Raw genomic sequence first — 25,709 nt, 5'->3', positions numbered from 1 at the left:
AATCGAAGAACGCCGCCCCTTCGGGCGGCGTTTTTTTGTCTAGGCGATGTCCGGGGTCACCCGGATCAACGTCGGAACCTGCGCATGAAACGCGGCTCGTACCGCCGCCTGCATCTCTTCCAAGTTTTCCGGCGCGGCGGACAAGGCCCCAAAGGCCTCGGCCAGTTTACAGAAATCGGGATTGCGGGCCACTACCGCGTTCGGGGCAATCTGCCCGCGGACCATGCTGTCTTCGATCTCTTTCAGCTTACCGTTGTCCCACAAAATGATCGGCAGAGACAGGCCCAGCTCAACCGCCGTGCCCAACTCCATCATCGTATAGTGAAACCCGTAGTCCCCCGCGATTACGGCCGTGGGTTTTCCCCGGCGCGCTACTGCGCCCCCGATCCCGGCAGGCAGCGCATAGCCCAGTGTGCCGAACCCGGTCGGGTGATGCCAGTGATGGGGATAGGCCATATCCCAGACCTCTTTCGCAACATAAGCGAACTGGGTCATGTCGGAATAAATCATCGTGTCGGCTGGCAGCGCATCGCGCAAGGCATCCAGCACCGGCGCGATCCCGGGACGCTCGGCATCGGATTCCGCACGCCAGCGTTTGCGGGCCTCGGCGACCTCTTCGGGCGTCCATCCGGTTGCCGGCTTAACGGCGTCAATCGCCGCCCAGAGGGCATGGGCAAAGCTCTCGCTATCGACCTGCAGCTTGATCCCTGCGCGATGATGGTCGGACAGAACCTGCGGATCAAGATCGACCCGCACCAGATGAGATGAATACCCCAGCTTGTCGCGCCACAGATCGACTTCACCCAGTTCCGCCCCGACAGCGACCACAAGATCGGCCGAACCGATCACATCAGCACTGCCTGGGCGTGGCAGCGTAGCACCGAAATCCAGCGCATAGCCTAGCCCCGCCATACCGCGACCGGCATAAGTGGTAAAACACGCGGCCCTCAACTGGGTTAGGATCTGCCGCCACAGATTGGATCGCGCCCCGCCCCCCAGAATGAACAGTGGCCGCCGCGAGATATTCAGTAGGGACATGAGCGGTGCCAGATCAGGCGGCACCACTTTGGAACGTAGACCGGGTTGATTGGGAAACTGTGCCGGGTCGGCCTCGGCCTCAAGCTGGGCAATGGGCACCTGGATGTGCTTTGGGCGCGGGCGGGAGAGTTCGAATTCCTCAAAGGCACGCTCGACCAACCCATAGGCCGCCAGTGTCGTGTTTGCCTGTCGGGACCAATCAGCCACGGTTTCGGCTGCGCCACACTGGTCTTTCATCTGGTGCAACTGGCCCTGCACTGCGTCTGTCTCGTCCAAACAGGACGACACCACCAGCATCGGCACCGAGTCCGTATAGGCCTGCCCCATCGGCGTCATGATGTTGCATAGCCCCGGCCCGGTGATCACATATGCCACACCCGGTTTGCCGGTTGCACGGGCATAGCCATCGGCCATGAACCCGGCCCCCTGCTCGTGACGGGCCAGAACATGCGTGATGCCCGCCTCTTCGATGCCCCGATACATTTCCTGGTTATGCACGCCGGGGATGCCAAAAATCACATCAACACCCCGGTCCTTCAACATATGCGAAATCTGGGCGCCCAGAGGTCTTCTCATCAACTTCTCCAGAATTGGACAGTAAATAGCGCGTAGACGGCCAGCAGTTCCAGCCGCCCGACCAGCATTCCTATGGATAGCAACCACTTGGCCGTGTCGCTCAGCCCGGCAAAGTTACCCGCAGGACCGATCTGATCCCCCAGCCCCGGCCCGACATTGGCCAACGCCGTCGCCGCACCCGAGACGGAAGTGATGAAATCCAACCCGGTCAGCGCCAGCGCCCAGGCCAGCACGCCCATCGAGAGCACGAAGAACATGAAAAAGCTCATCACCGAGGACAAAACATCCGGCCCGATCGTGCGCCCGTCGTAGCGCGGGTTGAACACACCATGCGGCGACCGGATACGGCTGATCTGGGTTTTAATCGAGGCGAACAACAGCTGATAGCGGAAGACCTTGATCGAACAGGCGGTCGAGCCCGCGCAGCCCCCAATCAGGCCGATCAGAAAGAACAGCATCACCGGGAAACTGCCCCAGGTCATATAGTTGACGCTGGCATAACCCGTACCTGAAATAATCGAGGTGATATTGAAGAGTGACTCGCGGAACGCCTGCTCCCAATGATGCGGAAAGACCGAAATCAGGAATACTGCCATGACAAGGACAAGCACTAGGATCGTCGCCAGAAAGGTCTTGATCTGACTGTCTTGCCAAAGAGAGTTCGTATTGCCGTTGGCGAACTGAACGTATCGCACGAACGGCAGCGCTGCGAGGATCATGAAGACCGCAGCCGCGTATTCGGTTGGTCCCGAAAACACCGCAAAGGAGGAATCGTAATTCGCAAACCCGCCTGTGGCGATGGTGGTCATCGCGTGCACGACGGCGTCAAAAAAGCTCATCCCCAGACCCGCGTAGACCAAGCCGCAGGCAAATGTCAGAAAAACGTAGATCAGGGAAATCTGGCCCGCGATCTCTTGCGCGCGCGGCAGAATTTTCCCCATGGTTTCAAACCCTTCCGAGCGGAAGATTTGCATACCACCGACCCGAAGTTCGGGCAGGAACACCATGGCGACAACAATGATGCCAATCCCACCCAGCCATTGCAGCACGCCGCGCCACAGCAGCAGACCCTGCGGTAGGTCATCGAGACCGGATATGACGGTCGAACCGGTAGTGGTCAGCCCTGACATCGCCTCGAAATAGGCATCGACAAAGCGCAGTTCTGTCTCACCGAACAAAAACGGGATAGCACCAAAAAGAGGAAGCGCCACCCAAACGCCAGTAGTCAGCAAAAAGGTCTGACGAATCGTCAGACCTTCGCCCACCCCGTTCGAGCAGCTGATGGACAGGACAACGCCCGTCAGCATGGTGATTACGCCGCTCTCCAGAAATACGTGCCATTCGCCCCGGCCTTCGATGAGATCCGCTAGCATGGGCAGCATCATGGTCGCGCCAAGAATGGCGACCAACAGGCCAATCACATATCCAACCGGGCGCATGTCCGTCATGAGGCGCAGCGTTGGCGCGCCTGCACGACCGTGTCAAGCGGATGTCCCGTTTACTCGTCCGTTTTACTGACGGGTGTGGGCATCGCGGGCGGCTTCGAAGGCGAACGCGTCCGGCGTTGAGGCGCTGCGGATGTGGCGGTTTCGGCCTTGGATGCGACCGGTTTGGCCTCAGCCTGAGCAGTGACAGGTTTGGCACCAGGTGCAGCGGTTTTGGCCGCAGGAACAGCGGGTTTTGCCGCAGGTTCAACCGGCTTGGCGACCTCAGCTTTCGGGGCTGCGGTTTTCGGGGCCTGTGCCTTGAGCGCTGCGGGCTTAGCGGCGGCTTTAGGTGCCGCAGGTTTAAGCGATGCCGCTTTTACCGGAGCCTTGGCCACTGCGGGTTTGGCAACCGTTTTGGCTGTGGCGGGCTTGGGCGCCTGTGCCTTGCTTGCGGGTTTGGCATTTGCGGGCTTCGCCGTAGCCGTTCGATGGGAGCGCGCCACGGGCTTGGGCGCGGCAGCCGCAGGTTTGGCCTCTTGCGGTTTTGCTGCGTTGGCGGGCTTTGATGCCGCCGGAACAGCCGTCGCCTTGGCTGGGGCGGCCGCCTTCTTGGCCGAAGCGGTCGCTTTTTTGGCCGCGGCAGGTTTAGGCGATTCGCCCTTTGGCGTCACAGCCGCCTTGGCCCGCGCGACCGGCTTGGCCTTCGGTGCTGCCGCCGGTTTGGGCGTGGCGACGGCCGTTTTGGACTTGAATTCCGGCTTTGCAGAAGCCGGCGCTGGACGCGCGGACGATGCGTGCAAAGCATGTACAGGTGCAAACGGCAACTCCATGGCGGAGGTGGCCAGAATTTGCATGATCTTCAGTTGGTTGCTAACCGCGTAGCCGGCCATACGAATGGCCGCCGCCTGAAATTCCAGCGGCTGGGTAATCGGATTCATTAGTCGTTTCTCCTGTGAAAGCGATGCAACCTTCAAAAAGAAGCACCCTGCTCCGCCCTGATGTCTCGGGCAGATTGCCAAGGCTTGAAGTCCCGGGGCGTCTCACGTCTCGGCTTCCTCTCAGTGTGGCGAAACGGTTCAAAAAAGCGTGTGCCACGGCTGCAATCCCCTTTACTTTACGTCAAAGAAAGTGCTGCCGCAGCAATTTTTGCTGCGGTGCGGCAAAAATTCGCCATTTGTCTAATTTCGAGACTTCAAGTGGGCCTTCCCAGTCACCCGATGTGAAAGAGGGTCGAGAACAGGCGCGGGTCCAGGCTGGCCGAGACAAAGGTCGGGCCTTCGGTCAGAACCGACACTGCGTCATGGCTGTGCAGGCTTTCCTGATGGCTGGCCACCACACGGAAATCACCAACATGGTGGTCGGCCTGAAGCTCGGCGCAGAACAGGCGGGCGGCATCTTCGACGAAGATCGGGTTGGCTGCGTTCAACTCGGCGAAGGCCTGTTCGTCTTCGCGCTTGACCATCACCTGCGTTTCCGTCGGTACCGCACGACGACAAAGCGCTATCAGATCCTCGAACCACAGACAGTCGGCGTCGCAATCGACAACAACCGAAATGCGCACAACAGACCGCTGCGAATGCGGCGTCGCCAACTGACCACGCGTGGACCGCGCGTGCTCGCTAAGTTCCAGCGAGCAAGGACAGGTCGAGGAATAAACGTAGTCCAGATGCATGATCTTCTGACGCACACCGTTCTGTTCGACCAGTTCCAGTGCGATGTCGTAATACTGGTATCCCTCCAGACCCGATCGCAGGCTTTTGACACGATCCGGGTAGGAAAAGCGCATTTGAATACGCGCATCAAAACTATCCAGATCGGTCATGTAGTCATTCAGCGCAGCTTCCATGACCTCAAAGCTGAACGTGCGCTCGGCATGTTTGTAGAACGAGCGCATGATCCGGGACATGTTGATGCCCTTTTTTTCAGCCTCGAGGCTGACCGTGCCGGTAACGGATGTTTCCAGCGTAAGGTCGTCACCCTGCTTACGGTGGAACCGGATTGGCAGGCGGAAGTTCGAAATGCCCACATGCTGAATCTGCTGTTTGGCCCCGCGGATCAGGCTGGACGGGCCGTTCTGTAAGTCCGGCAATGTCGCGCGATAGGCATCATCGGCCTGAAACCCTTCCGGGTACTCTCGCGACAAGGACGGATAATTCGTTGGAGCCAGCCCCGGCACAAGACGCGCGATGGCGGGATCAAGCTGGCTGATCTCGGTCTCGGTCACGGATTCGGCCCACTTACGCAGCGTTTTCAGCGCGGCGGCGGCCTCATCATGGTCAGGTGCGTCATCAATGCTGCGGGGGTGCACGTTCATCGATCGGGGCTCCTCGGGTTGGTCGCCGGACTATATACAGGTTCGGCGCGTTTTCCAGTGTAACTGTATACGCGCCGAAACACAGCCCGGATCGAAATTCCGTAAGGGACACGTAAATTTGCGCCCCCTACGGGCAGGTTCGACCCGGGTTTAGCAGGATATAGACTGGCCTCAGCGCTGGGAAACGTCCAATGCGCGCTTAATATCGGCAAGCAGGTCGCCTGCGTCCTCCAGACCGATGGACAGGCGGATCAATCCCGGCGTGATGCCCAGTTCATCTTTCTGGTCATCGCTCAGCCGCTGATGCGTCGTCGTGGCCGGGTGCGTCGCAATCGACTTGGCGTCGCCCAGATTGTTCGAGATCACCGGGATCGTCAGGGCATTCAAAAACGCAAACGCCGCGTCCTTTCCGCCCTTGATGTCCAGCGACAGAACCGTACCGCCCTTGCCACCCAGCTGCGTTTGAACCAGCGAATTCTGCGCGTGGGTTTTCAGCCCCGGATACAGAGTCCGCTCCAGCGCAGGGTGACCTTCCAGCGCCTCGGCCACGGTCTGAGCCGTCTCGGCCTGCGCGTTGACCCGCAGGGCCATCGTTTCCAGACCTTTCAGCATGACCCAGGCGTTGAACGGGCTGAGCGCACCACCCGTATGCTTCATATAGGGTTCAAGTGTACCGCGGATGAATTCCTTGGTGCCGATGACAACGCCGCCAAGCGCGCGCCCTTGCCCATCAATATGCTTGGTCGCGGAGTAGACGACCACATCGGCGCCCTGCTTGATCGCGCGTGAGAAGACCGGCGTGGAAAAAACGTTATCCACGACCACCAGCGCGCCAACAGCATGCGCCAACTCGGCAACCGCTGCGATGTCGATCACTTCAAGTGTCGGGTTCGACATGGATTCAAAGAACACCGCCTTGGTATCCGGACGGATCGCCGCTTTCCACGCGTCCAGATCGGTGCCGTCCACAAAGGTCACCTCAACGCCATAGCGGGCCAGGATGTTTTCCAGAATATAGAGACACGACCCGAACAGCGCCTTGGCGGACACGACGTGATCCCCGGCCTGCAGTACCGAGGTCAACGCACCGTTGACAGCCGCCATGCCCGACGCTGCAGCAAAAGCGTCTTCGCCCCCCTCCAGCGCGGCGATGCGCTGTTCGAACATCGAAACCGTCGGGTTGCCGTAACGGGCATAGATGAACTCATCCGGTCCGGCCTCAATGAATCGCGCCTCGGCCTGTTCGGCGTTTTCATAAACGAAGCCCTGCGTCAGAAAAATCGCTTCGGATACTTCGTTGTATTGGCTGCGACGGATACCGCCGTGGACGGCTTGGGTGCGTTTGTTCCAGCTCTCGCTCATATCATTCCTCTCGACCCTTGCCAGGCAAGGGCATCAAAAAAACCCCAGACGCGGTCAAGCGAAAGGGGCCTTTCATCCTGACCTTTTAGCGGTGTTGTTTAGCGTGGCCCGCAATCCGGTAACAAATCGCCACGTAGTGATGTTGCCCTTACGCCGCACATTCAGACACGTCAACCCTTGCAACGGCAACGTCCCAGTTCTGCAACCGTCCCTTCACCAAAGCGTCATAGCGTTATGCCACACCGGCACCACAACATCTTGTGTGAGGCAGAACAATGCCAGTAATCAGGATCAATGCCATCGGTGACTCGTTCGCCCTGCACCGCAGCCCGCGATCTCCGCTGGACACCTTGCAGCAGACGCGCGGCGCGCAGGGGTCTGTCATAATCATGACCCATGGGTACAAGTATCGCCCCGATGATGCCAAATCCTGCCCGCATCGGCATATTCTAGCGCTGCGTCCCACTCCGGTGCCCTTGCATTGCCCAAGCTGGTCGCAACAGCTGGGCTTCGGGTCGGGCCTGAACGACGAAGGGCTGGGCATAGCGTTCGGCTGGAATGCACAAGGTCCGCTCTGGGCAGTTCGCCGCCGCGCGGTCGAGGCCGGTCGTGCACTGGCAAGTCTGGTCCGCGAATTACGCTACCTGAACCCGAATCGCCCCATTCACTTCATCGGGCATTCGATGGGCACCTAACTTGCGCTCGAGGCTCTGCACCACGTTGCGCCCGGATCAATGAACCGTATCATCTCGATGTCCGGGGCCGTGTATCAAAGCCGCACACTGAACGCGCTGACCACACCTGCGGGACAAATGGCCGAGTTCATCAATATGACCAGCCGCGAAAACGACCCGTTCGATTTTCTGTTCGAATGGATGATCCAACCAGCACAGCGCGGTGACCGAAGCATCGGCACTGGCCTGCACGCCCCAAACGCGGTCACGTTACAACTCGATTGCGCCCATACACTGGACCACCTGTCGCGCGCCATCTTCTCTGTCGGAGACCCGCAGCGTCGCATTTGCCACTGGTCCAGCTATACCCGCCCCGGTGTGCTGCGCGTCTATAACGCCCTGCTGCGCAACGGCGTTCCCAAAGCTCCCTCGCGCCGCTGGTCACGGCTTTTTGCATTGCCTCGTCCCAAAGCTCTCTTGCCGTTTGCTCAGAAAGCCTCATGATCGCCTCAATCTGAGGAGGCATCATGATCGATCTGTATTTCTGGCCCACGCCGAATGGCTGGAAGGCCTCCATTGCTCTGGAAGAGATGGAGCTTCCCTACACCACCCACCTGATCGATATTGGCAAGGGGGATCAATTCGACCCCGAGTTCCTGAAGATTTCGCCGAACAACCGGATGCCTGCGATCGTCGATCCTGATGGCCCGGACGGTGAACCGGTTTCCGTGTTCGAAAGCGGCGCGATCCTGATGTATCTGGCCCGCAAGACTGGGCGCTTCTATGGCAAAACCGAGCGTGACCGGATCGCGGTCGAAGAATGGCTGATGTGGCAGATGGGCGGCGTAGGTCCGATGGCCGGTCAGGCGCACCACTTCCTGAAATACGCCCCGCAACTGGACCCGCCGCAGGACCTGCCCTACGCCCAAGACCGCTATCGCACCGAAGTCGGACGTCTATACGGCGTGCTCGACCGGCGACTTGCCGAAAACGAATATGTCGCGGGCGATTTCTATTCCATCGCCGACATGTCGATCTGGGGTTGGGCGAGTCTTTGGGAAGGCCAGCAGCAGGTGCTTGAGGACAAGCCCCACTTTGCCCGATGGCTTGAAACGGTGAATGCTCGCCCCGGTGTTCAAGCCGGACGCGCCCTGCACGCTGAGTTGCGCGGGGATCATCGGGACAAGCAAGCACAGGGGGTTTTGTTCAAGCGGTAAATCGTGTTCTCTGGTGCTACTTCGTTTTTTTCCTCTCGACTGCCGGCTGAACGCTTCGCTGTCGAAAGTCTTTTTCAAAACTGTTTTCAAACTCGGGCTTAGGAGCAAAAAAATGTCGGTTTTGGTACAACCAGCGGCTAAATCAGTGCCCCCGAAGATTTGGCCGATTTGCTTTGGAGCACTGATCCAAAACTAAACGGCTACATGTTTAGCAAAATGGATGTCCTGCATAAGATCATCCGAACTGAATGGCCTGAGGGACAGGGTTTGTTTTCCCACAAGCATTCCTTAACTGCCCTGGACGATAACAAGGTCATCGGGCTTCTCATTGGGCATACGGAAGAAGAGTACGCTGTAAATTTTAATTTTTCCGTCGATCATCAAGCGAATGCACTTGGCGATGATGAAGCGGAGCATCTGAAATCCGCCTTGCATTGGATGGATCGACTGTTTCCTTCCCCGCGTCAGAACTCCTATTACATTCTGGAGTTTGCTGTGCGCCCCGATGTGCAAGGATCAGGCATTGCTAGTCGGTTGTTTGACGCGGCAGAAACGCGTGCATCAGCGGAAGGGTGCAAGCAAGTTTGCCTTGATGTAGCTGCCAACAATCAAGCTGTTGGCTTCTATCAACACATTGGATTCCGAGTCGAAGTTGAAACGCGTGTGCCGGCTTTGGACGATGGACATGGGATTGGCTTGCATCTGCACATGGTTCGGGACGTTGGTTGAGTCCTCTAACATTGAGTTGTGCCGGTTTACTTGACTAGTCTAGCCTTCCCCCTGCACCAGCACATCCAGCATGCCCGAGATATCCTCGATCTCTTCCGCAATCACATGGATCACCGAATGCGCCCGCTGCATGCGACCGGTGACCCTCAGCAACCGGCCCGAAATAACCGCGCGGCGGAATTGCTCATAAATCTTGCGCCAAACCACCACGTTCACGATGCCGGTCTCATCCTCAAGCGTGACGAATATCACCCCCTTGGCCGTCCCCGGCCTTTGTCGCAAAATCACCAGCCCCGCCACCGTCACGCGCGCGCCCTCGGGCGGGTTGTCCAGCCTGTCAGAAGTTAAACAGGAAGGCGGGCGCGGCCAGTCCCGGTTTGAAACCGTAGGGCGAACAGGGGTAACAAGCATGAGAACAAAGATAGAACAAACGGCAGGAAAGTCCAGACGCGGCGTGATGAGTCGCAAATGAGGCTGGAAAGACCTAAATGCCTTCACTAAGGAAGAATTCGACAATCGAAATAAGGAAGACGCACGCAATGGCAAAGATCACCTATGTCGAGCACAGCGGTACCGAACACACAGTCGAGGTCGCTAATGGGCTGACCGTCATGGAAGGCGCCCGTGACAACAATATCCCCGGCATCGAGGCCGATTGCGGCGGCGCCTGCGCCTGCTCGACCTGCCATGTCTACCTCCACCCCGACTGGGTCGAGAAAGTTCCGGCCAAGGACGACATGGAAGAAGACATGCTGGACTTCGCTTATGAGCCCGACCCAGCGCGTTCACGCCTGACCTGCCAAATCAAGGTCACGGATGAGCTGGACGGACTGGTGGTACAGATGCCCGAAAAGCAGATCTAATGACGCCCCGGCCGGTCGCCGCCCTAGCAATCGCCCTCTGCGTTTGTCCCATTGCGGCCCGGCCCCAGCAAATCTGGCAAAACGAGCCGTTAGTTTCGGCGGAATACTCCGAGCCTACGGCGCGTTACCCGCATTGGGTTCTCGGCGATCAGATTGAATACGGTGCGCTGGTCCTGCAATACCTGCCCGGATGGGCTGAATATACGATCCGGCTACCCGAAGAACGAGTCTTTGAAGACATCAATCCACGTCTCGTCGATATAGACAACGACGGCAAGCGCGAAGCTATGGTGGTCGAAAGCCACCGCGACAAGGGTGCACGGCTTGCGATCTATAATGGCGGTGGCCTAGTTGCCGCAACGCCTTACATCGGCACCCGATTTCGCTGGCTCGCACCCGTTGGCGCAGCGGATCTGGACGGCGATGGCTTCGTAGAGGTCGCCTATGTCGACCGACCCCACCTTGCCAAGACCCTGCGCATCTGGCGTTTCAAGGATGGCGACCTGACCGAGATCGCCGCTTTGCCCGGCCTGACCAACCATCGCATCGGCGAAGACTTCATCACCGGCGGGATCCGAGATTGCGGTACCGGCCCGGAAATGATCGTCGTCAGCGCGGACTGGCAGCAGATCGTTAGCGTCAGCCACGAAAAAGACTGGATCAGGCAGGGGCTGATCCCGTTCAACCGAACAGCAATGAAACAAGCCCTGGACTGCCAACGCTAAACGCGCCCGCAGCCCGCTCCCGCGGGCTGCCCGGCCCAAGGCCTTTGGCGATGCATCTTTGATGCAGCGTCAGGGCGCGGGAGCCTCTCGGTTAAAGCGCCCGCCAACCGATATCGCGACGGAAAAACCCATGCGGCCAGTCGATGCCATCCACCATTTCATAGGCCTGATCCCGCGCAACTTGCAGAGTCGCGCCCCGCGCGGTGACGTTCAGCACACGCCCACCCGAGGCCAGCACCTGCCCGTCCGAGGCTTTGGTTCCAGCATGGAACACCATGTTGGCACTGTCTTCGGGTAAACCCTCGAGCCCTTTAATTACGCTGCCCTTTTCATAGGAACCAGGATACCCATTCGCCGCCATCACAACGGTAAGGGCGTGATCTTCCGCCCAGTTCACCTGTGCTTCACCCAACCGGCCTTCGGCGGCGGCGTGCATCAGGTCCATTGCCTGCGCGCCAAGACGCATCATCAGGACCTGGCATTCGGGATCTCCGAAGCGAACATTGTATTCAACCAGACGCGGCCGGCCGTCCTTGATCATCAGGCCGGCATAAAGAACGCCCTGAAAGGGCATACCGCGCCGTTTCATCTCGGCCACGGTGGGCTGGATGATCTCTTCCATCGCGCGCGCTTCGATCTCTGCGCTCAGAACCGGTGCCGGGGAATAGGCACCCATACCACCGGTGTTCAGGCCGGTATCGCCCTCACCCACCCGCTTGTGGTCCTGTGCCGTGCCAACGGACAGGATGTCCTCACCGTCACACAACACAAAAAGCGAAGCCTCTTCACCTTCCATGAACTCTTCGATGACAACCTCGGCACCGGCCCCACCAAAAGCGCCGCCGAACATGTCGTCAATTGCGTCCAGCGCGGTCTGCTCGTCCATTGCCACGATCACGCCCTTGCCCGCGGCCAGACCGTCGGCCTTGACCACAATCGGCGCGCCCTGTGCGCAGATATACTCTTTCGCTGGCTCGGCCTCGGTGAACCGCGCATAAGCCGCTGTCGGAGCACCCGACGCATCGCAGACTTCCTTGGTAAAGCTCTTCGAGGCCTCCAACTGCGCCGCAGCTGCCGAAGGGCCAAATACCAGCACGCCCGCCTCACGCAGGCGATCCGCCACTCCAGCCGCTAAGGGCGCCTCGGGGCCGACAATCACAAAATCAATCGCGTTTGCCTCGGCAAAGCTAACGACCGCCCCGCCATTCTCGATATCCAGTGCGGCGCAATCCGCGATCTGCGCAATCCCGGCATTGCCCGGCGCCACGATCAGACGGTCACATTTGGGGTTCTGCATCACTGCCCAGGCCAGGCTGTGTTCCCGCCCACCACTGCCGAGAATTAGGATATTCATGACTGCTCTCCGATCTGCTTGGCCTCGCCTTGCGGGCGTTCTAAGCTGGGCGGGCATTTGACACAAGGCGCTGAAATGTCCGACCTGCTTGACGACCCCATTCCCGGCCAAAACACCCCTGAATACTCCGTCTCGGACATCTCGGGAGAGGTGAAACGGACACTCGAAGGCACGTTTGGGCGAATCCGTGTGCGCGGTGAGGTCGGGCGCGTGTTCAAGGCGCGCTCGGGGCATCTGTATTACGACATCAAGGACGACCGGAACGTTCTGGCCTGCACGACGTGGAAAGGTCAGATTTCAGGCCTCTCCGTTGTTCCCGAAGAAGGGCTCGAGGTTGTCGTCACAGGTCGCCTGACCGCCTTTGGCGCGCAATCGAAATACAACCTGAACGTCGATGAGGTTGCGGTTGCCGGACAAGGCGCGCTGATGGCCTTGCTGGAAAAACGCAAGAAGCAGCTGGAGGCCGAAGGGCTGTTTGCACCTGAGCGCAAAAGGCCGCTGCCTTACCTGCCCCAGATCATCGGCGTGGTTACCTCGCCTTCTGGGGCGGTAATTAGGGATATTTTGCACCGCCTGCGTGATCGTTTTCCGCGCAAGGTTCTGGTCTGGCCGGTGGCTGTTCAGGGATCGAACTGCGCCCCCGAGGTCGCCAATGCGATCAAAGGCTTCAACCAGCTGACACCCGGCGGAACCTTGCCGCGCCCGGATCTGATCATCGTCGCCCGGGGTGGCGGGTCTATCGAAGACCTTTGGGGGTTTAACGAAGAGATTGTGGCCCGTGCTGCGGCAGCCTCGGACATTCCGCTGATTTCAGCCGTTGGGCACGAGACGGACACCACGTTGATCGACTTCGTCTCGGATCGCCGTGCACCGACCCCAACCGCCGCCGCCGAACTGGCAGTGCCCGTGCGGATGGAACTGCTGGCCTGGACCGGTGAACAAGGCGCGCGCCTGTCCCGCGCTGCAACAGATGCGGTGCAGCGGAGGTCGCAGCGCCTGCGTGATCTTTCCCGTGCCTTACCTCGCCCGGACAGCTTGTTGAACACTCCACGCCAACGGCTTGATTTGATTGCCGATCGCCTGACCCCAGCGCTGGAACGCGGCGTCCAAAACCGACAGCTACAAGTGGTGAAGCTGTCTGCCCACCTGCGTCCATCAACCCTGCGTAACCTCGTTAATAATCGTCAGGAAGCTGTCCGCAACCTATCCTCGCGCCTGTCCCTGCGTCCCATTCAGCGAGAGATCGAGGTACAGCGCCAGACCATCACCCGGCTGGCCGAACGGATGAACGCAGCGCAGAAAACCCGGCTGGATCGGATGCGCCAACAACTGACCGCGACAGACCGGCTGCGCGAAACGCTCAGCTACAAGGCAACCTTGCAACGGGGCTATGCCGTGGTACGCGCCGACGATCAGGTTCTGACAACGAAAAAGCAGGCCGAGAAACACGGAACTTTGCAGATTGAGTTTGCCGATGGCGTGCTGACCACCGGACAGTCCGCCACCCCACGATCGGTTCCGAAAAAAGTGCCAAAGAAAGACGCGCCGGATCAGGGCTCACTGTTCTGAGTGCAGACTAAACTCCGACATCCGGTCCATAGCAGATCATCTCTTCACCGATGTCTTCGGCCTCGTAGAGTTCGGTCTGCGCCGGGTCGCCCTCGAACTGAGCGATCAGGCCATTCCCAGACCGGGTGAAAACCCAGCATTGCGGAGCCAGGCGATCTTCGTAGATGAAACAGATCTGTTCGTCCTGTTCATACCAGACGCCTTCCTTGCAATCGCCATCCAGAAACGACCAGATGACGCGGCGGTTAGGCAAATAACGCTCGACCCCGTAGACCTTTCCCTGAAAGCCATAATACAGGGTTTTTCCGCGCGTATACTCATCGAAATCCGACGCCGTCAGCGCTGGTTGGGCCAACGCTGAATACGCGGGCAACATAAGGAGAATCGCTAGATATCTGAACATGATCACATTGTGTCAGATGCGGTTATCCGGTGCCATTGCCATTTCCGCACAACCACCTGCCTTGACGTCACCGGTTGAGGTGAACCGACAACCCGTAACATGCTGCGAAAAACGGGAGGGGACTTCATGACAACCGCTATGTTCTGGCTCGCAGGTATCTGTGCTCTGGCCTATATGCCCCTGTCGCCGCGTCCGGCCAGCGCATTGCGGTCGCTGTTGAAAACCGCATCGGTGGCCCTGCTGGCCGTGATTGCCTTGCTGGACGCAGCGCCGCTTTTACTGGTTTTGGCGCTAGCCCTGTGCGCCCTTGGCGACGCGCTGTTGTCGCGCGAGACGGACAGCACCTTCATTGCGGGTATCGGAGCCTTTGCTGCCGGACATCTGGCCTATATCGCGCTGTTCCTGACACATCCCGCCAGCGACCCCGCATTGATCTTCGACAAACCCGGTTTTTTCTGGTCGCTCATTATCTTAGGGATCATTGCCGCCACCCTGTTGGCGCCGCGCGCCGGAGACCTCAAAGGCCCGGTGCTGGGCTATATCCCGATCATTCTGGGGATGGGCATTACCGTTCTGGCCCTGCCAGAAACCGGCGGCCTGCGTTGGGCCCTGCCTGCGGCCCTGGCCTTTATCGCATCTGACCTGATCCTGGCTACCGAAAAGTTCCTGTTGCCCGCAAACCACCCCGCCCTGAGGATCACGCCCTATCTGGTCTGGCCGCTTTATTGGGGTGCGCAGGCTGGTTTGCTGATTGCCTTTCTCTGACCCTTTGCAACTGCCGCAAATCCGCATTAGGTGAAGAGAACACCTGCGGAGACCAAAAATGGCGTTTTTCTCAAAGCTCAAGGACAAGCTGTTCAAATCCTCGTCCCGCCTCGAACAGGGGCTTGAGGCTATCGTCGAAGACGGCGGAGAGGAAACGACCGGCCCCGACCCGATCATCCCCGAGCCCGAGCCGCAGCCCGAACCCGTGCCGGAAGTTCCGCAACCGGTCCCCGAAGTGCCGGAACCCGCACCGGCACCACAGCCGGTCGAGGTGCCTGAGCCCGCGCCCGTTGATCCGACCCCTGCCCCACCCCCGCCCGAGGTTTCGCCCTCCAAGGGCGTGCTGGGCCGTCTGTTCGGTCGCAGCGAGGCCAAAGCCGCCATGCGCCGCACGCTGGATGACGACATGCTGGAACAGCTCGAAGAGCTGCTGATCGCCTCGGACATGGGCGTCGATACTGCCCTGCGCGTCACCGCAAACATGGCCGAGGGCCGCTATGGCCGCAAACTCTCGACCCAGGAAATCAAACAGCTTCTGGCACAGGAAGTTTCACGCGTGATGGAGCCGGTTGCCAAGCCTCTGCCCATCTACCCCAAACGCCCGCAGGTAGTGCTGGTCGTTGGTGTGAACGGCTCGGGCAAAACCACCACGATCGGCAAGCTGGCAAGCCAGTTCAAATCGGCCGGCAAAAAGGTCGTGATCGCAGCCGGCGACACCTTTCGCGCAGCCGCAGTCGAACAGCTTCAGGTCTGGGGCGAGCGCGCTGGCGTTCCCGTCCTGACTGCGCCAGAAGGGTCCGACCCGGCCAGCCTCGCTTTCGACGCGTTGACCAAAGCACAGGAAGACGGAGCCGACCTTCTGATGATCGACACTGCAGGTCGCCTGCAAAACCGCGCTGATTTGATGGAGGAACTGGCCAAAATCGTCCGCGTCATTCGTAAGGTGGACGATACAGCGCCGCACAACACTCTGCTGGTGCTGGACGCCACCACGGGCCAAAACGCGCTGAGCCAGGTGGAAACCTTCCGCAATCTGGCCGACGTCTCGGGTCTGGTCATGACCAAGCTCGACGGAACCGCCAAGGGTGGCGTGCTGGTCGCATTGGCGGACAAGTTCGGCCTGCCCATCCACGCCATCGGCGTCGGAGAACAAATCGACGACCTTGCCCCCTTTGATCCTGAAGAATTTGCCGCCGCGCTGACTGGATTGGAAAGAAGGTAGCTTTTGGTCTTTGATAATTTGATAGCCAAATTTGGGTCTTTTGAGTTCTACTTTGATGTCACCTTACTGGTGGCAATCGCAGGCGTTGTATGGACTTTTGCACGGAAAATCGCTCAAGAACTTTATTTCTTACTATCCCTGCGAACACATCAAATCGAATTCGAGCTAAATCCTAAGGGCCAAGCGCCGGAGAGTATCACCAACCTCAACCTGCTTGTTATTCGCTACGGGAACGACAAATACCTTGAGCAGCTTGCTAGCGATCGAGAGCGTTACCACGGAAGATTGCAGAACAAGATCATTCGGGTGCCTGAAAGGCCAACCGGTAACGGCGGTCCAATCCGAGTGAGGCTCAAGGTTCACAAACGACTTGGGACACAGTTCAAGTTTTTCGTGGACGTATCAGGAGATCCGAATTCAGCTGTCGACTACCTGAAGTCACATGACACTGTCAGTGATGTTTTTTGCAAAGAGCTCCCAAACGTTCGTGTCGGTGAAGCGACGCGACATCGTATCTTCTTTTTGGTAGATCGTTTGGACACAGTCGAAACGGTCGAAGGCATTGTCAACAATTTCATCTTCCCGGTCTAAGAATTGAGTGACTGGCTGATTTCTCTGGAAGGCACCGAAGCAGGCCACCAACTCGCCCTCGGGCTTGCACTGATGGCAGCCTTCCTGCACGCGGTTTTCGGCGCCCTGCAAAAAGGTCGCCACGATCCATGGATGTCGCGCGGCGCCATCGACGCCAGCTATTGTCTTCTGGCCGCCCCCTTCGCGTTTTTCGTGGTGCCCTGGCCCGAACCCTATATGTGGCCGATTTTTGCGACCGTATGGGTAATCCACATCGCCTACAAAACTCTGCAGGCCATGGCTTATTCCAAGGGCTCCTACACTGTCGTCTACCCGGTTGTCCGCGGCACCGGCCCGCTGTTCACCGTCATCGGCGCCTATCTTCTGTTCGGAGAAACCTTTACCAGCACCCAATGGTTCGGTGTGGCCGTCCTGCTAGCCGGTATTTTCGGGCTAGCCGCATATAACTTTCGCTTCCTCGAAACCAACCGCGAAACGCTGGGCATCGCATTGGTGCTGGCCGTCGCAACCGGTCTTTTCGTGGCTCTCTACACCACCTACGACGCCTACGGCATCCGCGCCACCGCTGACCCCTTCACCTTTCTGGCGTGGTTCTTCATGATCGACGGGGCGGCAATGCCGATCTATGCCTTCCTCAGATGGCGGGCGATGATCAACCGCCCGGCCGTCGGTCCGCTGATGTTGCGCGGACTGGCCGGCGGCATCATCGCCCCCTTATCTTTCGGAGCCATCATGCTGGCCACAAGACTCGACAAGGTCGGCGAAGCCGCCGTCTTGCGGGAAACCTCGACAGTCTTTGCCGCCCTGATCGGTTGGCTGGTTCTAAAAGAAACCGTGGGCCCAAGGCGGATCGGGTTGATGGCATTGATTGCACTTGGCGCCGTAATAGTTGAAATGGGCGGGTAAGCAGCAGGAAACCGTTATGACAGGCAAAAAAGAGATCAACCCGTTTCTGAAGCAGGTGCTGGAGCTTGGCCCTCCGCTGGCGTTCTTCTTCATTTACCTGCGTCTGCGTGACGACAGTTTTCTGATCGGCGGCATTGAGTATTCCGGCTTTATCGTCGCCACAATCATCTTTGTCCCGCTGATGCTGGCCGCCATGGGCATACTCTGGTACCTGACCGGCAAGCTCAGCCGGATGCAAATATTCACGGCATTCATGGTCATTTTCTTTGGTGGCCTGACTGCATGGTTCAATGACGAGCGATTTTTCAAGATGAAAACCACGCTTGTCTACGGGTTCTTTTCGGTGATCCTTGGCATCGGCCTCCTGCAGGGCAAGTCTTACCTCGCCTATGTCCTGGACGAGATGCTGCCGATGCGCCACGAGGGCTGGATGATCCTGACCCGACGGCTTTGCGGCTGTTTTGCCGTTCTGGCAGTGGCCAACGAATTCGTCTGGCGCACGATGTCGACCGACCTCTGGGTCAAGATCGAAACCTTCGGGTTCCCTATCGCACTGATGGTGTTCCTGATGCTGCAATTCAATCTGCTGCAAAGCTACATGGACGATCCTGACCATCAGTAGGGGAACATACGCGTCCCCTTTCGCCTCATGCGACAACGAAATCTTGTTTGTTCCCAGACGTAACACAGGAACAAACAGACAAAATCCTTGGCTAAACGCCAAAGCTGTGGAAAGTTGTGGCACCACTCACAGCCGGAGCACCAGAAACTCATGACGGCTTTTCCAGACAGCGGCTTTCTGTCCGAGGCATCTGACAGACTCAAAGCCATGCTTTCCGCGCAGGCGACCGAAATAACTTTGGAACGTGGAGAGGTTCTGTTCGAGCAAGGCGACGAAGGCGATGCCCTCTTTGCCATTCTCGAAGGCACGCTCGAGGTTTCCTTTCTGGCCATGAGCGGACGGAAACTGTCACTGACCCTGATGCGACCCGGGGAGATTTTTGGCGAGATTGCCCTGTTTGACAGCGGCCCACGCACTGCCACCATTGCGGCCGCCGAGCATTCACGCGTGTTGCGGGTGCGGCAAGGCGATGTAATGGATCAGATACGGCTACATCCCGACCTTGCGGTTGATCTGATCCGTCTGGCCGGCCTGCGCATGCGGTGGATGGGATCACAACTGAACGAGCAGGTCTTTCTGCCGATGCCGATCCGCCTGGCCCGCAAGTTGTTGCACCTGTCGGAATTGCAGGATGACCCATCCAAGCGGATTACCCTGTCGCAAAGCGAACTGGCCGAGTTCGTGGGCGCCACGCGGGAAGCGGTATCCAAAACCATTTCCACATGGAAACGCGATAACGTGGTTGAAGCGTCGCGCGGCGGGCTGATGATTCAGGATTTCGCAGCGCTGCGGGAATTGGCCGAATCCGACCTGATCTGACCCCTGTGACCTGCTTCACAGACCATGAGTGGCGTTAAGCCTATCGTCATAGTTGTTACCGTAGGAGGTCAGAGAATCATCCCCGATATCTGTCCACTGACCTCTCCCTGTACCAGAGCCACGCACCTCCCCGGTGCGTGGCTCATTACCTCACAGCACAAAAAAAGGGCCGGAGCATCAGCTCCGGCCTTATCTCGTTCCTGATCAGGTTACTTACTCGCCAAGGCTCAGCGCCACAAAGCGGGGTTCGCCACCGCGGCGCACCAGCAGCAGCAGCGATTTACGCCCTGCTTCGCGCGCCTCGTCCATGCGTGCCTCTAGATCTTGGATCGAGCTGACCTTCTGTTGACCAGCCTCGGTGATCAAGTCACCGGCGCGCAGACCCTTGGAAAAGGCTTCGGACGCCTCGTCCACCTCGGTCACAACCAGCCCTTCAGCATCCGCATCCAGACCAAGATCCGCGCGCAACGTATCGGTCAACGGCGAAATGGTCAGACCAAGAACATCGGCGTTTTCCTCGGCCGGAACGTCCGGCGATTCTTCGTCTGCGTCTTCGGCGCGCTCTGCGTCCTCACGCCGGCCCAGTGTCACCAGAACGGTTTGGGTGCCTCCGTCACGGTGGACCACCACGCGAACCGATTTGCCAACGGTGGTTTCGCCAACCTGACGGACCAGACCGCGTGTATCTTCGACCTCGACACCGTCAAAGCTGAGGATCACGTCACCGGCCAGCAGGCCCGCCTCTTTGGCCGGACCATCCGGCACGTCACTGATCAGCGCACCGCCGGGCTTGTCCAGCCCCATCGCCTCGGCCATATCCTCGGTTACGTCTTGAATACGAACGCCCAGCCAGCCGCGGCGGGTCTCACCGAATTCGCGCAGCTGATCGACTACTTTGACCACCACATTAGAGGCCATCGAGAAGCCAATCCCGATCGAACCACCGTTAGGTGACAAGATCGCGGTATTCACGCCGATCACTTCACCATCCATGTTGAACAGAGGACCACCCGAGTTGCCCCGGTTAATGGCCGCATCGGTTTGGATGTAATCGTCATACGACCCGCTCAGCGCGCGGTTTCGAGCTGAGACAATGCCCGCCGAGACCGAAAACCCTTGCCCGAGCGGGTTGCCCATAGCGATCACCCAATCGCCAACGCGCGCAATGTCGCTGTCGCCGAATTTCACGTATTGCAGCGGACTCGTGGCCTCGACCTTGAGCAGCGCAATATCGGTTTTCTCATCCGTACCAATCACTTTGGCCGGCAGTTCCTTCATGGGTTGCCCGTCACCGGGGAAGAATTCCACAAGGATTTCGTCAGCTTCGGCGATGACGTGATTGTTGGTGACAATATAGCCGTCCTCGGAAATCACGAAGCCAGAACCCAGCGCGTTGCTGCGGCGCGGGCGGTTATCGTCGTCACCGTTGCGGTCCTGAAACTCACGAAAGAAGTCCTCGAACGGAGAGCCCTCGGGCACAATCCCCTGCGGCCCGGTCTGCCCTTCGATCAGGGTTGTGGTGGTGATGTTGACCACCGCCGGACTAATCTTTTCGGCCAGCGGCGCCAAGCTTTCGCCCCGCGCCTGCGCAGCGACGGTCTGCGCCAGAACAAGCAGCATCCCCGCAAAAGCCAGCCACATCAGCCGCATGAAACCAACACTATCGTCCCGCCGGACGGAAATACTTCGTGCTTGTGCCTGCACTTGGGAACTCCTTGTCGACAATTCTTCTGTTGCCGCCCCTCGGCAACCCTTCTTAGCAACCAATGTAGTCAGTTTGTCCAAGCCCGCAACTCGGGATCGCGGGGAAATCACCGGCAATTGAAATGACTGTACTAAAACCCGACCTGATACGCACCCCAAAGCAACACCAGACCGCTGACGACACACAGCAGCCCCGCCAGCCGCCGCGCCTGTTCGGGAAGCGACCGCAGCGCCTCTAACATACGTTCAATGAGCGAAGGGGCCAGCGCATAGGCCAGCCCCTCGACAATTAATACCAGCCCGAAAGCCAGAAGGATCAGCCCCATTATTCGGAGGCCGCAGCAGCCGGAGCTTGTCGTCCGGTCGGCGAAGCGAGGTAGTTGAAGAACTCGGAATCCGGGCTCAGAACCAACGAGCTATTGCCGCCCTGCAACGCATTCTCATACGCGGTCAGCGAACGGTAGAATTCAAAGAACTCCGGGTCCGCGCCGTAGGCTTCGGCAAAGATCGCGTTACGCTCGGCGTCTGCTACACCACGGGTGATTTCGGCCTCACGACGCGCATCTGACACCAGTTCGACCACCGTCCGGTCAGCTTGCGCACGCACACGCTGCGCCGCCTCGTTACCGCGGGCACGTTCGTCTGTTGCTTCACGCTCCCGCTCGGCCTTCATGCGATCGAATGTCGCCTCAAGGTTGGCCTGTGGCAAGTCGGTCGCCTTCAATCGCACGTCGATTACAGTCACGCCCAAAGCCTGTGCTTCGGCAATCGCGCTGTTTCGGATGCGCAGCATCAGCGCCGCACGGTCCGAACTCAGGATGTCACGGGACGAAACCGAACCCAGCACTTCGCGGGTTTCGGCCCGCAGAATACGATCCAGGCGATCCTCGGCAACCGGGATACCACCGACACCAACGGCCTGACGGAACTGATTCAAATCTGAAATCCGGTAACGTGCGAATGCATCGACAACCAGACGCCGATCGTCCAGAGGGGTCACCTCAAGGGGCTGTACGTCAATCGACAGGATACGGTCGTCATAGCGGACAACTTCTTGAATCACTGGGATTTTGAACGCTAGCCCGGGGTCTTCCTTGACCGCGACGACACGGCCAAACTGCAAGACCAGCGCGCGTTCACGTTCATCAACGATAAAGATCGAAGACAGGCCAACGACGCCAAGGATCACGACAAGAATGAGGATAATGGGTGATTTACGCATCAGTTGCTCTCCCCGGCAGGGCTACGACGCAGCTCGTTCAGCGGCAGATAGGGCACAACACCCTGCCCTTGCCCGGATGAGTTCTGGTCCAGAATGATTTTGTCAACGTCACCCAGAATCTGCTCCATACGCTCCAGATACAGACGCTTACGCGTCACATCGGGTGCTTTGGAGTATTCTTCCAGAACTGCGCTGAATCGGCTGGCTTCACCCTGTGCGCTGTTAATCTGCTGAGCGCGATAGGCTTCGGCTTCTTCCAGAACCTGGGCTGCTTCACCGCGCGCTTCTGCCAATACCTTGTTCGCATAGGCATCGGCTACGTTCTGCAACCGGTCCCGTTCCTGCGCAGCAGCCTGAACGTCTCGGAAGGCCGCGATCACATCCTGCGGTGGGTCGGCTTTGTCAAAGTTCACGCGGACAATGTTGATCCCTGAATCATAACTGTCCATCGTGGATTGGATCAATACCTGCAAGCGATCTGCGATAACACCACGATCCCGGTTCAGGATCGGTGCAAGCTCGCTTTGAGCGATAATCTCGCGCATCGCTGACTCCGACACCGCACGGATCGTTTGGCGCGGATCACGCAAGTTGAACAGGAACTTCGCAGGGTCGTTGATGTTCCAGACGACTTGATAATCGATATCGACCACGTTTTCGTCACCGGTCAGCATCAAGCCATCATCGCTGCCGCGCGCGCCGCCCATATCTTCGTTCTGTTCGCGGGTGACCGGGATGACTTCGGCGGTAACGAAAGGCCACGGCGCAAAGTTCAGACCCGGATTTCCGATGGCCGAGAATTCGCCGAGGAACAACTCAACCGACTGTTCTTCGGGCTTGACCGTATAAAAGCTGGCCGCCCCCCACAATACCGCCGCGACGACGACACCAATAAGAACCGTACCCTTTGTGAAGATGGGGCCACCGCCGCCAGAGCCCTGACCGTTGCCACCTCGGCCTGAACCACCGCGGCCGCCCATCAGGACGCGCAGCTGTTCCTGGCCTTTCTTCATTAGTTCATCGATCTCGGGGATCTGCGGGCCGTCGCCTTCGGGGGGCTTGCGCCCGTCCCCGTTGTTACCCCGATTTCCTCCGCCACCCGAGGAGCCTCCGCCCCCCCAGGGGCCACCGCTGTTGCCCGCCATATGTATCTATTCCTTGTGTTGGACCGTGTGATCACGGTTTCCCTTGTAACTTGTGTACGCGTACTTGCAAATCAAGCAGTGCGCACAGGTTGCCGCAGTGTTACCAGTTCCTCGGCCATGACCGGGTGAACGGCAACTGTGCGGTCGAAATCTTCCTTGGTTGCACCCATCTTTACGGCAATCCCCGCCAGCTGGATCATCTCGCCCGCGCCCGGCGCAACGATATGACAACCCAGCACCTTGCGGGTGGCCTGGCTGACGATCAGCTTCATCAAGACACGCTGCGTCCCGCCTGCGAAGGCCTTCTGCATCGGCTTGAAAGAAGTTGCATAAACCTCGATCGGTTCCTGCGCCGCGGCTTCCTCCTCGCTGAGGCCCACGGTGCCGAATTCCGGCTGAGTGAAAATCGCGGTTGGGATTAGTTCGTGATCCACGGGTGTCGGGTTGCCTTTGAACACGGTTTCGACAAATGCCATGCCTTCGCGGATCGCAACTGGTGTCAGGTTCACGCGGTCGGTCACGTCCCCGATGGCATAGATCGACGGCACTCCGGTCTGGCTGTATTCATCCACCACGATCTCGCCCTTGCGGCCACGTTCAACGCCGATTGCTTCAAGGCCCAGGTTGTCTGCATTTGGCGCACGCCCGGTGGCGTACATGACCACGTCAAAAACCTGTTCGGTTCCGTTGGTGGCTTTGACCCAGATTTTGTCGCCCTGCTTTTTCATCTCAAGCACGTTTGTACCAAGGTGCAGATCAATGCCGTTTTGGCACATCTCTTCGCTGATCAGCCCGCGCGCTTCTTCATCGAACCCGCGCAGGATTTGCGCACCGCGATAGAACTGAGTGGTTTTCACGCCCATCCCGTTCATGATCCCGGCAAATTCGCTTGCGATATAGCCACCGCCGACGATCAGGATGCTTTCGGGCAGCTTCTCCAGGTGGAATATCTCGTTTGACGTGATGGCCAGGTCCGAGCCCGGAAACTCGGGCACGACCGGACGGCCACCAGTAGCGACCAGAATGTGCTTGGCCGTCTTGCGGGTGCCATCAGCCAATTCGACCGTATGCGCATCGACCACATGGGCGCGCTGATCAAAGCTTTCGACGCCGTTGTTGTTCAAGATGTTGCGATAGATGCCTTCCAGCCGGTCCAGCTCGGCGTAAAGCTTGCCGCGGAAGATGTCCCAGTTGAACGCACCAGGTTTAACATCCCAGCCATAGGCCTGTGCATCGTTGACCATATCCGCGTATTCACTGGCAAAGACCATCAGCTTTTTCGGCACACAGCCGCGAATGACGCAAGTTCCGCCATAACGGTCCTCTTCGGCCAGTGCCACCTTGGCGCCGTTCTCACCGGCTGCCACACGTGCCGCGCGGACACCGCCCGAGCCGCCTCCGATGACGAACAGATCATAGTCAAAGCTCATCCTGAGTTCCTTCATTTCGTCAGGCCAAAATTCGATGATTATCTGGGGTCGAAAGACGCGCTGCCAACCCTTGTCGGTGTGTAAACTTTGTTTAAGGCACCGCCCCGAAGTGTGTTTTGCGCTACCGCTGTGGCGTCAGTTTCAGGTCTCAATCGGCCAAATCCGAGAACAGATTGTCGCCACTCTCAACCAACTGGTCCAGTTCGGTGGTGCCGGCATTGATATCGCGCAGTTCAACCCGGCCATCGCCGTGGCCGATCACAACCTTGTCACAGATGTCGATAAACAATCCGTTTTCGACCACACCCGGCACCTGATTGAGCACCAGAGCCAGCTGGCGAACATTGCCGATACGCTGAAGGTGCAGGTCCAGAACATGGTTGCCCTCGTCGGTAACAAAAGGCGCCTCACCGTTCATCCGCAGCATCGCCGAGTTGCCGAGAACATCCATCGTGTCCAAGGCCTCTTGGATCAGCGTCCGCGTAGTTTGCCAGCCAAATGGGATCACCTCGACCGGCAAGGGGAACGCACCCAGCGTTTCAACTTCTTTGCCGGCATCGGCGATCACAACCATCTGATCGCTCGCCGTTGCCACAATCTTTTCCTGCAGATGCGCGCCGCCGCCGCCTTTGATCAGGTTCAGCTCACCGTCGAACTCATCAGCGCCATCGATGGTCAGGTCCAGCCATCCGGCCTGATCCAGCGAGACCACCTCGATTCCGACCTCGCGGGCCAGTTGCGCGGTGCGGATCGAGGTCGGAACCCCTTTGACCTGCAGCCCCTCGTTTTGCACCCTCTCACCCAAACGACGCACCATCCAAGCGGCGGTCGATCCGGTACCCAGCCCGACGCGCATCCCATCCTGAACCATATCGGCGGCACGGCGGGCGGCGACATATTTGGCCTTGTCGATGGGGGACATATCTCGGGTCATGGCAGCGTTTCCCTGTATTGCTGTAGGGTTTATACGGAATGCAAACGCCGACTGCGAGAGCCAATTCGACCCACTGGCGCGCAAACATATCTCGAAAA

General features: G+C 58.8%; 27 protein-coding genes and 1 riboswitch. Of the genes, 13 read left to right on the top strand and 14 right to left on the bottom strand.

The genetic code is table 11. From position 1 onward, the window contains the following. Positions 1-39: 39 nt before the first annotated feature. From AC2FEE_RS01465 to metZ, 5 genes are all read right to left on the bottom strand, one after another. Positions 40-1,614: a thiamine pyrophosphate-binding protein gene (locus AC2FEE_RS01465; protein WP_496862567.1), complete on the bottom strand. Its 1,575-nt coding sequence runs from the start codon at positions 1,612-1,614 to the stop codon at positions 40-42. Beyond that, positions 1,614-3,062 carry a TrkH family potassium uptake protein gene (locus AC2FEE_RS01460; RefSeq protein ID WP_496862566.1) on the bottom strand — a complete coding sequence of 483 codons (1,449 nt, stop codon included), beginning with the start codon at positions 3,060-3,062 and terminating at the stop codon, positions 1,614-1,616. The genes AC2FEE_RS01465 and AC2FEE_RS01460 overlap by 1 nt, the downstream gene beginning before the upstream one ends. Positions 3,063-3,112: 50 nt before the next feature. Continuing rightward, complete coding sequence (locus AC2FEE_RS01455) at positions 3,113-3,979, bottom strand: hypothetical protein (protein WP_496862565.1); 867 nt, start codon at positions 3,977-3,979, stop codon at positions 3,113-3,115. Positions 3,980-4,251: 272 nt separating this feature from the next. Beyond that, the gene (gene folE2, locus AC2FEE_RS01450; protein ID WP_496862564.1) at positions 4,252-5,355 is read right to left on the bottom strand and encodes a GTP cyclohydrolase FolE2; all 1,104 of its coding nucleotides are present in this window, start codon (positions 5,353-5,355) and stop codon (positions 4,252-4,254) included. Positions 5,356-5,526: 171 nt separating this feature from the next. Further along, entirely contained in the window at positions 5,527-6,717 is a 1,191-nt protein-coding gene (gene metZ, locus AC2FEE_RS01445; RefSeq protein WP_496862562.1) for an O-succinylhomoserine sulfhydrylase, read from the bottom strand. Between the two features lie 65 nt (positions 6,718-6,782). Beyond that, positions 6,783-6,860: riboswitch (SAM riboswitch) on the bottom strand. Between the two features lie 132 nt (positions 6,861-6,992). On the opposite strand from metZ, the gene AC2FEE_RS01440 reads away from it, so the two are divergent. From AC2FEE_RS01440 to AC2FEE_RS01425, 4 genes are all read left to right on the top strand, one after another. Continuing rightward, entirely contained in the window at positions 6,993-7,412 is a 420-nt protein-coding gene (locus AC2FEE_RS01440) for an alpha/beta hydrolase family protein (protein ID WP_496862561.1), read from the top strand. Positions 7,413-7,451: 39 nt separating this feature from the next. Continuing rightward, positions 7,452-7,895, top strand: a complete 444-nt coding sequence (locus AC2FEE_RS01435; RefSeq protein ID WP_496862560.1) for a hypothetical protein — start codon at positions 7,452-7,454, stop codon at positions 7,893-7,895. A 23-nt stretch (positions 7,896-7,918) separates the two neighbouring features. Then, complete coding sequence (locus tag AC2FEE_RS01430; protein WP_496862559.1) at positions 7,919-8,608, top strand: glutathione S-transferase N-terminal domain-containing protein; 690 nt, start codon at positions 7,919-7,921, stop codon at positions 8,606-8,608. Positions 8,609-8,767: 159 nt separating this feature from the next. After that, entirely contained in the window at positions 8,768-9,337 is a 570-nt protein-coding gene (locus tag AC2FEE_RS01425) for a GNAT family N-acetyltransferase (protein ID WP_496862558.1), read from the top strand. A gap of 39 nt (positions 9,338-9,376) precedes the next feature. Here AC2FEE_RS01425 and AC2FEE_RS01420 read toward each other — a convergent pair whose 3' ends face one another. Then, a complete protein-coding gene (locus tag AC2FEE_RS01420; protein ID WP_496862557.1) occupies positions 9,377-9,748 on the bottom strand; it encodes an OB-fold nucleic acid binding domain-containing protein in 372 nt (123 codons plus the stop codon). 128 nt (positions 9,749-9,876) lie between these two features. On the opposite strand from AC2FEE_RS01420, the gene AC2FEE_RS01415 reads away from it, so the two are divergent. Together AC2FEE_RS01415 and AC2FEE_RS01410 are read left to right on the top strand one after the other, a co-directional pair. Further along, complete coding sequence (locus AC2FEE_RS01415; RefSeq protein ID WP_170324526.1) at positions 9,877-10,200, top strand: 2Fe-2S iron-sulfur cluster-binding protein; 324 nt, start codon at positions 9,877-9,879, stop codon at positions 10,198-10,200. Then, positions 10,200-10,925 (top strand): FG-GAP repeat domain-containing protein, encoded by a 726-nt coding sequence (locus AC2FEE_RS01410; protein WP_496862556.1) that lies wholly within the window; start codon positions 10,200-10,202, stop codon positions 10,923-10,925. The genes AC2FEE_RS01415 and AC2FEE_RS01410 overlap by 1 nt, the downstream gene beginning before the upstream one ends. Positions 10,926-11,016: 91 nt before the next feature. On the opposite strand, the gene purD is transcribed toward AC2FEE_RS01410, so the two are convergent. Then, on the bottom strand, positions 11,017-12,279 hold the full coding sequence (gene purD / locus AC2FEE_RS01405) for a phosphoribosylamine--glycine ligase (RefSeq protein ID WP_496862555.1): 1,263 nt from the start codon (positions 12,277-12,279) through the stop codon (positions 11,017-11,019). A gap of 75 nt (positions 12,280-12,354) precedes the next feature. Here purD and xseA point away from each other — a divergent pair, with 75 nt between their 5' ends. Next, positions 12,355-13,848 carry an exodeoxyribonuclease VII large subunit gene (gene xseA / locus AC2FEE_RS01400; protein ID WP_496862554.1) on the top strand — a complete coding sequence of 498 codons (1,494 nt, stop codon included), beginning with the start codon at positions 12,355-12,357 and terminating at the stop codon, positions 13,846-13,848. A 7-nt stretch (positions 13,849-13,855) separates the two neighbouring features. Here the strand turns inward: xseA and AC2FEE_RS01395 are convergent, their stop codons facing one another. Then, positions 13,856-14,251 carry a hypothetical protein gene (locus tag AC2FEE_RS01395; protein ID WP_496862553.1) on the bottom strand — a complete coding sequence of 132 codons (396 nt, stop codon included), beginning with the start codon at positions 14,249-14,251 and terminating at the stop codon, positions 13,856-13,858. Positions 14,252-14,377: 126 nt separating this feature from the next. Between AC2FEE_RS01395 and AC2FEE_RS01390 the strand changes: the two genes are divergently transcribed. The 6 genes from AC2FEE_RS01390 to AC2FEE_RS01365 all read left to right on the top strand — a co-directional run bounded on the left by AC2FEE_RS01390 (position 14,378) and on the right by AC2FEE_RS01365 (position 19,176). Further along, a complete protein-coding gene (locus AC2FEE_RS01390; protein ID WP_496862552.1) occupies positions 14,378-15,016 on the top strand; it encodes a lysoplasmalogenase family protein in 639 nt (212 codons plus the stop codon). Positions 15,017-15,074: 58 nt separating this feature from the next. After that, positions 15,075-16,238 (top strand): signal recognition particle-docking protein FtsY, encoded by a 1,164-nt coding sequence (ftsY, locus tag AC2FEE_RS01385; RefSeq protein WP_496862551.1) that lies wholly within the window; start codon positions 15,075-15,077, stop codon positions 16,236-16,238. Between the two features lie 3 nt (positions 16,239-16,241). Further along, on the top strand, positions 16,242-16,829 hold the full coding sequence (locus AC2FEE_RS01380) for a hypothetical protein (protein ID WP_496862550.1): 588 nt from the start codon (positions 16,242-16,244) through the stop codon (positions 16,827-16,829). A 3-nt stretch (positions 16,830-16,832) separates the two neighbouring features. Beyond that, entirely contained in the window at positions 16,833-17,735 is a 903-nt protein-coding gene (locus AC2FEE_RS01375; RefSeq protein WP_496862549.1) for an EamA family transporter, read from the top strand. 16 nt (positions 17,736-17,751) lie between these two features. Beyond that, complete coding sequence (locus AC2FEE_RS01370; protein ID WP_496862548.1) at positions 17,752-18,357, top strand: inner membrane-spanning protein YciB; 606 nt, start codon at positions 17,752-17,754, stop codon at positions 18,355-18,357. 150 nt (positions 18,358-18,507) lie between these two features. Beyond that, a complete protein-coding gene (locus AC2FEE_RS01365) occupies positions 18,508-19,176 on the top strand; it encodes a Crp/Fnr family transcriptional regulator (protein WP_496862546.1) in 669 nt (222 codons plus the stop codon). Positions 19,177-19,389: 213 nt separating this feature from the next. On the opposite strand, the gene AC2FEE_RS01360 is transcribed toward AC2FEE_RS01365, so the two are convergent. The 6 genes from AC2FEE_RS01360 to rpiA all read right to left on the bottom strand — a co-directional run bounded on the left by AC2FEE_RS01360 (position 19,390) and on the right by rpiA (position 25,611). Then, positions 19,390-20,826 (bottom strand): DegQ family serine endoprotease, encoded by a 1,437-nt coding sequence (locus AC2FEE_RS01360; RefSeq protein ID WP_496862628.1) that lies wholly within the window; start codon positions 20,824-20,826, stop codon positions 19,390-19,392. Between the two features lie 185 nt (positions 20,827-21,011). After that, a complete protein-coding gene (locus AC2FEE_RS01355; RefSeq protein WP_170324515.1) occupies positions 21,012-21,206 on the bottom strand; it encodes a DUF2065 domain-containing protein in 195 nt (64 codons plus the stop codon). Further along, positions 21,206-22,102, bottom strand: coding sequence for a protease modulator HflC (gene hflC, locus AC2FEE_RS01350; RefSeq protein WP_496862545.1), 897 nt, complete (start codon positions 22,100-22,102; stop codon positions 21,206-21,208). The genes AC2FEE_RS01355 and hflC overlap by 1 nt, the downstream gene beginning before the upstream one ends. Next, positions 22,102-23,247 carry an FtsH protease activity modulator HflK gene (hflK, locus tag AC2FEE_RS01345; RefSeq protein WP_496862543.1) on the bottom strand — a complete coding sequence of 382 codons (1,146 nt, stop codon included), beginning with the start codon at positions 23,245-23,247 and terminating at the stop codon, positions 22,102-22,104. The genes hflC and hflK overlap by 1 nt, the downstream gene beginning before the upstream one ends. A gap of 71 nt (positions 23,248-23,318) precedes the next feature. After that, on the bottom strand, positions 23,319-24,677 hold the full coding sequence (gor, locus tag AC2FEE_RS01340) for a glutathione-disulfide reductase (protein WP_496862542.1): 1,359 nt from the start codon (positions 24,675-24,677) through the stop codon (positions 23,319-23,321). Positions 24,678-24,825: 148 nt separating this feature from the next. Continuing rightward, positions 24,826-25,611, bottom strand: coding sequence for a ribose-5-phosphate isomerase RpiA (rpiA, locus tag AC2FEE_RS01335; protein ID WP_496862540.1), 786 nt, complete (start codon positions 25,609-25,611; stop codon positions 24,826-24,828). Positions 25,612-25,709: the final 98 nt, after the last annotated feature.

The sequence above is a fragment of the Ruegeria sp. YTSC199 genome (assembly GCF_059609725.1).
This window is presented reverse-complemented; position numbering and strand designations above follow the sequence as displayed.